Here is an 8,089-nt window from a genome sequence, read left to right on the forward strand (position 1 = left end):
TTTGATTGAGTAATCTGGATGTATGAAACGCACCACGCTGGTTTTGGAGGATGGCCTGATGGGGGAAATCAAACGTGAAGCGGCCAAGAACCACTCCGACATGTCCGGACTGGTCAACGAACTGCTTCGCGAAGGCCTCTCCCGTCGCAAGAAACCCCGCAGGCTGCCCCTGGACCTGCCCTCCTTTTCCATGGGGCACACCACCCTGCCCTTCGCGGATCGTGATGCCCTCGAAGAAGCCATGGGAGATGCGTGAGCGGAATCATCGACACCAACCTCCTGCTCTACGCCGCCAACGGGGACGGTGAGGAATACAAGGCCTCTCGAAAATTTCTGACCCGTCTACTGGAAGCCCCGGGGCAGTGCTACCTGACCGAAGGCATCTGCTACGAATTTCTGCGCGTGTCCACCCACCACAAAGTCTTTCCCCGGCCTCTGAAAGCGAAAGAAGCGATGGCCTTTCTAGGCGCAATCTTGAACCGCCCCGGGATCACCGTCCTATCTGCGGGCACGAACCACTGGAGGATGCTGGAGCAAGTGCTGGCGGAAAAGCCATCAACGGCGGGCAACCTTTGCTTCGATCTCCGGACCGTCGTCCTCATGCGCGAATACGGCATCGCCACCATCTACACCGCCGACACCGATTTCCTGCAATTCCAAGGCATCCAAGTCATCAACCCCCTTGCCAACTAAACACCCCCCATGTGGGAGGCGGCATGTCGCCGATGTCCCCTGTAGCCACGAACAACCTTGGCCACAAGAAGGCACAAAAATCTCCAAATAGAACCCTTTTGCGCCCCTTGTGCCTTTTTGCGGCTAAAAAAGTTCCCTCACGCCCGATCCCCCTGTGGCCGGGGAATCCCTTCCCCGGTCCGTTCTTCAATGCCCCTGGTGCCACGATCCCTATTGGCCACAAAAAGACACAAAATTCACAAAAATCAGAACCCTTTTGCGACCCTTGTGCATTTTCGTGGCCAATCCGCCCCCACCTTTTCATGACAACGCAAAACCCACACTTTTGACTTTTCATCGATTCCGACTCGTTCCTAACCTTATCCCATGAACTCCAATCTTTGTCTCCTGGCTATCATCCCATTGCTTCTGGTCGGCTGCAGTCCTGACTCCGGAGAAACCATGTCCAAGGTCACGAGTTCGGGTGAAGCTTCCATTGAGGTGAAACCGGACATCGCCACCATCGGCTTTCAAGTTCTTAGCTTTAACAAAGATGCAGCGATAGCCACCCAGGATCTTGCACTCGCCACCCAGAAAATCGTCACCTACTTCAGCGAGCAAAACGTCCCTGCAAAGGATATCGAAGCCCATGATATTGAAAAAAACATTGTCCGTAGAACTGACGATAGCGGAAGACTCTTGGAAATTCTCGGCTACGAGATCACTCGCTCCTTTTCAGTCAAACTGACCGATCTGAAAAAATTCGAAAAAACCATGTACGATCTCTACGCCATGCCGAATATCTCCCGATTACACACCTCTTTTGAAAGCGAAGACAGAGAAAAACTAGAGGCCGAACTCATGCAAAAAGCCTGCCTCCAGGCCACCGCCGAAGCCGAGCAAATGGCCAAAGGGTTCGGCGTGCGCCTCGGCCGGGTTTATCGCATTTCAAGAAAACCCATCGTTGAGATGTTTGACTCAGCGGAAATGGAGCTATTTGATGGGGCGATATCAGCCAGGTCCGAAGGGCGCGATGGTCCCCTCTTTTACCCACCCGCTACGATCAAACTCAGCCAAGAAGTCCACGCCGTCTTCGAAGTGCACAATTGATCCCCCTCCCCTTGTAGGGCGTTCTCGATGAGACGCCGTTCCCCGGGCCCTATGATCCCCTTCCCTTCCTCAAACAGCAAACCGTAAACAGAAAACAAAAAACGGCGCTGGTCTAGCGCCCAACCCCTTGCTATTTTCGGGGAAACGGCAAAATCCATGGCCCAGCAGATCTCCGAAAAACGCCAGACCGCCTTCACCCTCGGGACGGGATTGATCATCGTGGGAGGCCTTCTTTTTGCCTCCACCTTCATCTCCTTCGTGGCGCGATTCGGCGACTTCACCAACTTCGAGGCCCGGACCCAATCCGGAATGTTCCGCGCCTTGGGCGGCATCGGCCTGATCCTCGTGGGTGGATGGGTCCGGGGAATCGGCGCCCGTGGCCTGGCCGGTTCCGGGGTGGTCCTCGACCCGGCCCAAGCCCGCGAGGACCTCGAACCCTACAGCCGCATGGCCGGCGGCATGGTCAAAGATGCTTTGCAGGAAACAGGCTTAGGACAGTCCAAGACGCCTGAAACCATAATCAAAATCAAATGCCTCTCCTGCGGTGCCCTCAATCCGGAGGACGCCAACTTCTGCCACAAGTGCGGCAAACCCCTAAGTCTTGGAACCAATGCCTAACTCAGCTTTTCAGGGTTCATGGGCTGACCCCGTAGAGAGCGGACGGGGAGCCGATACATAACTCTGGATTTCGAGAGTTATGTGCTGAATCTAGAAATCACACCAAGCATTAATCAAACGCTGAACCCTCTGTTTCGCTTCGCCCGCAAATCATGGCCTACGGTAGAAAGATGAAAAAGCTTCTCATGTCCCGCCATTTTCTGGCCCGGGCATCGCTTATCCTACTGCTCACGGGTGCAGGCTATTTGGGATACTCCTTGGATTTCGACGGGGACAAGATGACCAATGGCTGGGAATTGATCGAGGCCTGCCGTTGGAGAGCCAAATGGGTTCATCCTTTGGGATATCAAATGAAAACCCTACCCCGGATCAATCCCTTGGTGCCGGATGGCGATCTGGATCCGGATCATGATCATTTGTCCAATCTTGCCGAATATAGAAGCGGGACCCGTCCGGACCTCTACGACACAGACGCTGACGGCTTATCGGATGGGTTTGAAGTGGCAAACCCAGGGCTGGACCCTAAGGGAAAAGATGACAGCACCGGGGATGCGGACAGGGATGGGATGACCAATCTGCAGGAAGCCCTGTATGGATTTGACCTCAAGATCCGCGAAGACGCCCTGGATGCGGACGGTGACGGTTTGAGTAATATCGAGGAAATAAAATTCGGATCGGATCCGAAAGAAGCTGATATTGATGCAGACGATCTCAACGATGCCCAGGAACGGGCGATGGGCACAAATCCATGGAAACAAGACTCGGAAGAGCAGGGCAACTACCCCAACAAAGTGATCCCCGGCGACGGACTACCGGATGCGTGGGAGATCAAGTATGGCCTTAATCCCAACGTTCTGGACGATCCCCAAAATGATTTTGACGGTGATGGCCTGCCCCTGATCAAGGAGTACAGCTATGGAACGGACCCATGGAATCCCGATACAGACAAAGACGGAACCAGCGATGGCGATGAAGCAAAAAACAATACCGACCCGAATGATCCGGAATGGGGCGGAGCCCCTCCCGCTGCCCCGAAAAACCTGACGGTCAAAAAGAATTCCAATGGGACAACCACCTACAGCTGGGAAGACAATTCGACCAACGAGGATGGTTTTCGCATTCGCGAAAAACAACCCGATGGCAGCTGGGTTGTGGTGGCTGAAGTTCCTCCAAACGTGACCTCTTTCACAACAAAATTACCTCCGCCTTCCCCCACCCCTTCCCCAGAACAAGAAACTGGAAACAAGAAACCAGAAACCGAAAACCAGAAACGGCGCTAGCCAGCGCCTCCCCCCTTGCTATCTTCCCGGGAAGGCAAAATCCATGGCCCGACAAATCTCCGAAAACCGCCAGACCGCCGATTATATCGGCACTGGGATTACAAACTCCGACCGCCCTTTGCACCAAACATCATTCAAGGAATAACCCACTTCCCCCACTGAAATCTTTATAAATTTATCGCCATGAAAGAAATTAAAATTATCACTGATGACGGCATGTCCATGCACGACAAGGGGCAATTCTTTGAGAATCTAATTTCCAAGTTATTTGAAAAACAACGCTATCAAATAACTAATAATGTTCGGTTTACTGGAATGGAAATAGATATCATTGCATCACATAAGGACAGAAATGAGACTGCGTGGATAGAATGCAAGGCCAGATTAAAGGAGGGCCTTAGCTCTAACGATATATATAGTTTTGAGGCCAAGGTGCGTAAAAAACAGGCAGAATATGGTTATTTTATATGCACAGAGGAATTTAAGAAAGAGGTGGCCGGAACAATCAGGGAATTTGAAGAAGATGCAGATAAGCGATACAAGCATTTAATCTTTTGGGGGCCTCAAAAGTGCATAGATATTCTGCAAGAGGACAAGGAGATATTATTGCCGGAATATAATCTATTTCACCCATACAATGTATCAAAAGAAATATTGGCGTATACGACCTTTGGGACTTGGTACGTTTTACTGCTTACAAATGGAATATCTCCAACACATGTTAGCGCATTGAACGCGAAAGACGGAAGCGCTCCAGATTCCAGTGTTCTATCAAAACTGTTTGAAAAGATCGAAGAGATTAACGGTTTAGAAGTATTTTCGATGGGGAAGTCTCTGGGGGAATCTCAGAATAATGGATCAACCGAATTAGTGTCGGACATAAAATCAAGTGAAAACTGGTATGACTATCTGCCCGCTTCTATCCATCATTTTATAGGAAGACAAAATATTAGGAATAGAATATATAACTTTTTGGGAGATGTAAAAAACCAATCTACCAATAAAAGGGTTTTCTACCTTGAAGGCAAATCAGGTTGGGGGAAAAGTTCTATACTTTCAGAACTAAGAGGACGCGCGAAAAATAAGCAAAACAAAAACTGGCTCTACGTGTCTGTAATAGATACTAGAAGCGCTATCAGTGACGCTTTTGTTCAAGCGGCCTTTCAGAAGACGTTAATAGATTCGCAACGTTTCCATGGAATAGATCCATCAAATTTACATTTCACATCAAAATATGACATAATTACATCAGATTCTATTCAGGCGATATTTCATAAGCTCAAGGTTGATAATAAAGTCTTGGTTTTGGTATTTGATCAATTTGAGGACGTGTTTAAAAAACCCGGTTTATTTGAAGCTTTTCACAGGCTTCTGCTTCAAACTAGTGACTCGGGTTCTAATTTTGTTATCGGTTTTTCATGGAAGTCGGAGCTTACGATCCCGGCCGATCTGCCAGCATACTCTTTATGGCAGCAAGCAAAAGATAGTGCTGAATTATTTTCGTTAGAGTCATTTCGCAAAGCTGAGATAAAAGGTGTAATTTCCCAATTGGAAAGGGAGATTAAGACACCTCTTCTTTCGGACTTAAAAAGAAAACTCGAGGAAAGTTCTCAAGGTTATCCATGGCTAACTAAGAAACTTTGCATACACGTTCTAAATCAAATTAAGTCTAAAGTTAAGCAGGAGACGATAATCGATAAACAGCTTGATTGTCGTTCCCTATTTCAAACTGATTTGGAGTCAATATCTAGCCATGAAGCTAAAGCATTAAAACTTATTGCTAAAAAGGCAAACCAAGGCGACTTCTTTGATAAAACAGAAGTAGGCGAGACGATTGATGAGAAGGAAGTTAACTCCTTAATCAATAAGCGTTTGATTATATTATCTGGGACAAAATACAATATATATTGGGATGTTTTTCGCGAGTACTTGATAACTGGAGAAGTTAGAGAAACCGGTGAATCTTATATCCTCCGAATGCCTGCAGACGCTTGTTGCGAAACTTTGCTACTATTCAAAACTGGCGAAAAAAGGTCGATTGGTTCTTTAACTAAAGCTTATCCTAATACCATTAGCCAAAGTAGTATGGGCAACATGGTTCGCCAGCTACGCCATCTTGGATTGGTAGAAAAAACAGGTGATAAATTTGCTCTGACAAAATTGGCTAATATTAAAACCAGGCAAGACTTTGAGAAATGGGCGTATAACAAACTTGCCACCCACGCCGTATATATCGCTTTACTCGCTAAAAAAACTGAAACAATAGAGCGTTCCGATATATTAATGGAATTCAAAAAGTCATTTCCTGGATTTCAATTCTCTGAAAATACGTGGAATATTTACGTTCAGTTTTTCATTAATTGGATTACCTTTGCCAAGCTTGAATTAGCAAATAGACTTTCGACTGTTTCTATCACAGGAGTCGCGAGAGGGCGCACTGGAACTATAGAGTCTTTTATGCCTCAAAACTCGTTTCAGGCGCTATGGGATAATTTTCTTAAAATCTACACCAAAGGTAGTGATGACATCCCTGTAGCAACACTTCAGAAAATTTTATATGACCTAAAATTCATGCGATTGATCGAATATAAAAAAGGGAAAGTCGAATTCACCTTGATTGCAAATAATGTCTATCTTAAAAGGAAAACCAGCCAAAGTAGGAAGTTATTTGCTCAATGTATGGCAAGAAGTGCTTATGTGGAAAAAGCCATAGCTCACATAGGTGATAAAGCTCACGACAAAAAGAGCTTGCGTAAAATAATTCAGGCTGAACTGTCGCACATCAATTCTAACACTTATCGAAAATTTGCTTCGGGAAGAATAGCTTCTTGGGCGGAAGCTTACGTTGAACATGATTTAAGAGGCACGGGGTCAACACATGACGGGCTGTTGCCCGAAGCTTCTTTTCAGAACGGGGAATAATTGTCTGCGGGGTCAGTTCTTGACGGGCTGTAGCACGGACAGAGTCAACCCACGAATCTCAGTGGGGTCAGTCCATGAAAACTGAATGACTCTTTGGCGGCCGCTTCGGTTCGCTTGGGACGAATCCGCCTCGCTGTAGGGTCAGGGGCCAAGGGCCCTCGACCTCGTTCGCTTCCTCAGCCCCTTGCCTGACGCACGGGTCGTCCTGACCCTGTCAAATCGTCGGGATGGTGCCGCCGTCGATGACGTATTCGGCCCCGTGGATCGATGCGGCACGGGGTGAGGCCATGAAGGCCGCCAGCTCGGCCACTTCTTCCGGATAGGCCGGCCGCCCCAGCGGGATGCCCCCCAGGGACTGCACGATGGCCTGTCGCGCGGTTTCTTCGTCGGAGCCGCTGCTTTCCGCCAATCGCTTGACCATCGCTTCGGCGGCCTGGGTGTAGATCCAGCCGGGGGCGATGGAATTGACCCGGATTCCTTTTGGCCCCAGTTCTTTGGACAGGGCTTTGCTGTAGGCGGTCAGGCCGGCCTTGGACGCGGCATAGGCGGTGGTCGAATCGTGCAGGGGCAGGCTGCGCTGGATGGAACTGATGTGCAGCACCACGCCGGAACCGCGCTGGATCATCGCCGGCAAGAGCAGGCGGTCGAGGCGGACCGCCGCCAGCAGGTTCAAGTTGATTTCCTGTTGCCAGAATGCCTCGGTGGCCGCGGCGAAGCCTCCCCCCGGGGTCTTGGATCCTCCGGCGTTGTGGATCAGGATGTCGGGGCTTCCCCATGCTGCGTGGATGGCCTGGGCCACGTGGGCCGGCCCCTCGACGGTGGACAGATCGGCCTGGATGAAGAGGGCTTCTTTCAAGGCCTCCGGCGGCCCCGAGCGCGCCGTGGTGGCCACTTCCGCACCCCCATCGAGAAAACGGCGAACCATGGCCGCCCCCGTGCCCTGGGTGCCCCCGGTCACCAGGACGCGTTTTCCTGAAAATTCCCGGGGATCGAGGGATGGGTGCGACATCGGGGCCCACTCTCAAGGGACTTCGATGCCACATCAAGAAGGAAAACCACCCGGCACGCCCGCAGCCGTAAGTATGCAGTTGATTTACCACGAAGAACGCGAAGTTCGCGAAGACATAAGGGGTTTTGGCAGTGAAAAACTCCAATCACCCATTGCTGAGTCTGAATCCAAGGGCCATGCGATTAAATGGTTCTGTATTTTTATTCATAGCCAACTGTTTCGACTTCGCGGCCTTCGCGAACTTTGCGGTGAACTGCATGGATCCGGCTAAGAGCCTATCCGGATAACCCCCGTGGCCCGCGTGATGAGTGCCACCTGCCCGAACCCGAGGAGGAGCGACCGCGCATATCGGGACGAGATACGCAAGGAAGGGACGACGAAGGGGGCGGGCAGGTGCCGCCATCACCCTCCGGGCTGGGGCCAAAAAGCCGCCCCGCTTCGTTGCTCGTCGGTCACGGGTATATTTCATACCTGCTCC

General features: G+C 50.2%; 7 protein-coding genes. 6 read left to right on the forward strand and 1 reads right to left on the reverse strand.

The features are described 5' to 3' along the window. Positions 1–22: 22 nt before the first annotated feature. The 6 genes from SFU85_03615 (at position 23) to SFU85_03640 (ending at position 6,602) form a co-directional block, all read left to right on the forward strand. On the forward strand, positions 23–256 hold the full coding sequence (locus tag SFU85_03615) for a hypothetical protein (GenBank protein MDX6765856.1): 234 nt from the start codon (positions 23–25) through the stop codon (positions 254–256). Beyond that, positions 253–693, forward strand: coding sequence for a TA system VapC family ribonuclease toxin (locus tag SFU85_03620; protein MDX6765857.1), 441 nt, complete (start codon positions 253–255; stop codon positions 691–693). Before SFU85_03615 ends, SFU85_03620 begins: the two co-directional genes overlap by 4 nt. Before the next feature lie 366 nt (positions 694–1,059). Further along, on the forward strand, positions 1,060–1,782 hold the full coding sequence (locus SFU85_03625) for an SIMPL domain-containing protein (protein MDX6765858.1): 723 nt from the start codon (positions 1,060–1,062) through the stop codon (positions 1,780–1,782). Positions 1,783–1,938: 156 nt separating this feature from the next. Continuing rightward, entirely contained in the window at positions 1,939–2,400 is a 462-nt protein-coding gene (locus tag SFU85_03630; protein MDX6765859.1) for a zinc-ribbon domain-containing protein, read from the forward strand. Positions 2,401–2,570: 170 nt separating this feature from the next. Further along, positions 2,571–3,680 carry a hypothetical protein gene (locus SFU85_03635; GenBank protein ID MDX6765860.1) on the forward strand — a complete coding sequence of 370 codons (1,110 nt, stop codon included), beginning with the start codon at positions 2,571–2,573 and terminating at the stop codon, positions 3,678–3,680. Positions 3,681–3,863: 183 nt separating this feature from the next. Further along, positions 3,864–6,602, forward strand: coding sequence for a restriction endonuclease (locus SFU85_03640; protein MDX6765861.1), 2,739 nt, complete (start codon positions 3,864–3,866; stop codon positions 6,600–6,602). A gap of 214 nt (positions 6,603–6,816) precedes the next feature. Here the strand turns inward: SFU85_03640 and SFU85_03645 are convergent, their stop codons facing one another. Beyond that, positions 6,817–7,611 carry an SDR family oxidoreductase gene (locus tag SFU85_03645; protein MDX6765862.1) on the reverse strand — a complete coding sequence of 265 codons (795 nt, stop codon included), beginning with the start codon at positions 7,609–7,611 and terminating at the stop codon, positions 6,817–6,819. Positions 7,612–8,089: the final 478 nt, after the last annotated feature.

This window comes from Candidatus Methylacidiphilales bacterium (assembly GCA_033875315.1).
GTDB lineage: Bacteria > Verrucomicrobiota > Verrucomicrobiia > Methylacidiphilales > CAZTYG01 > JANRJG01.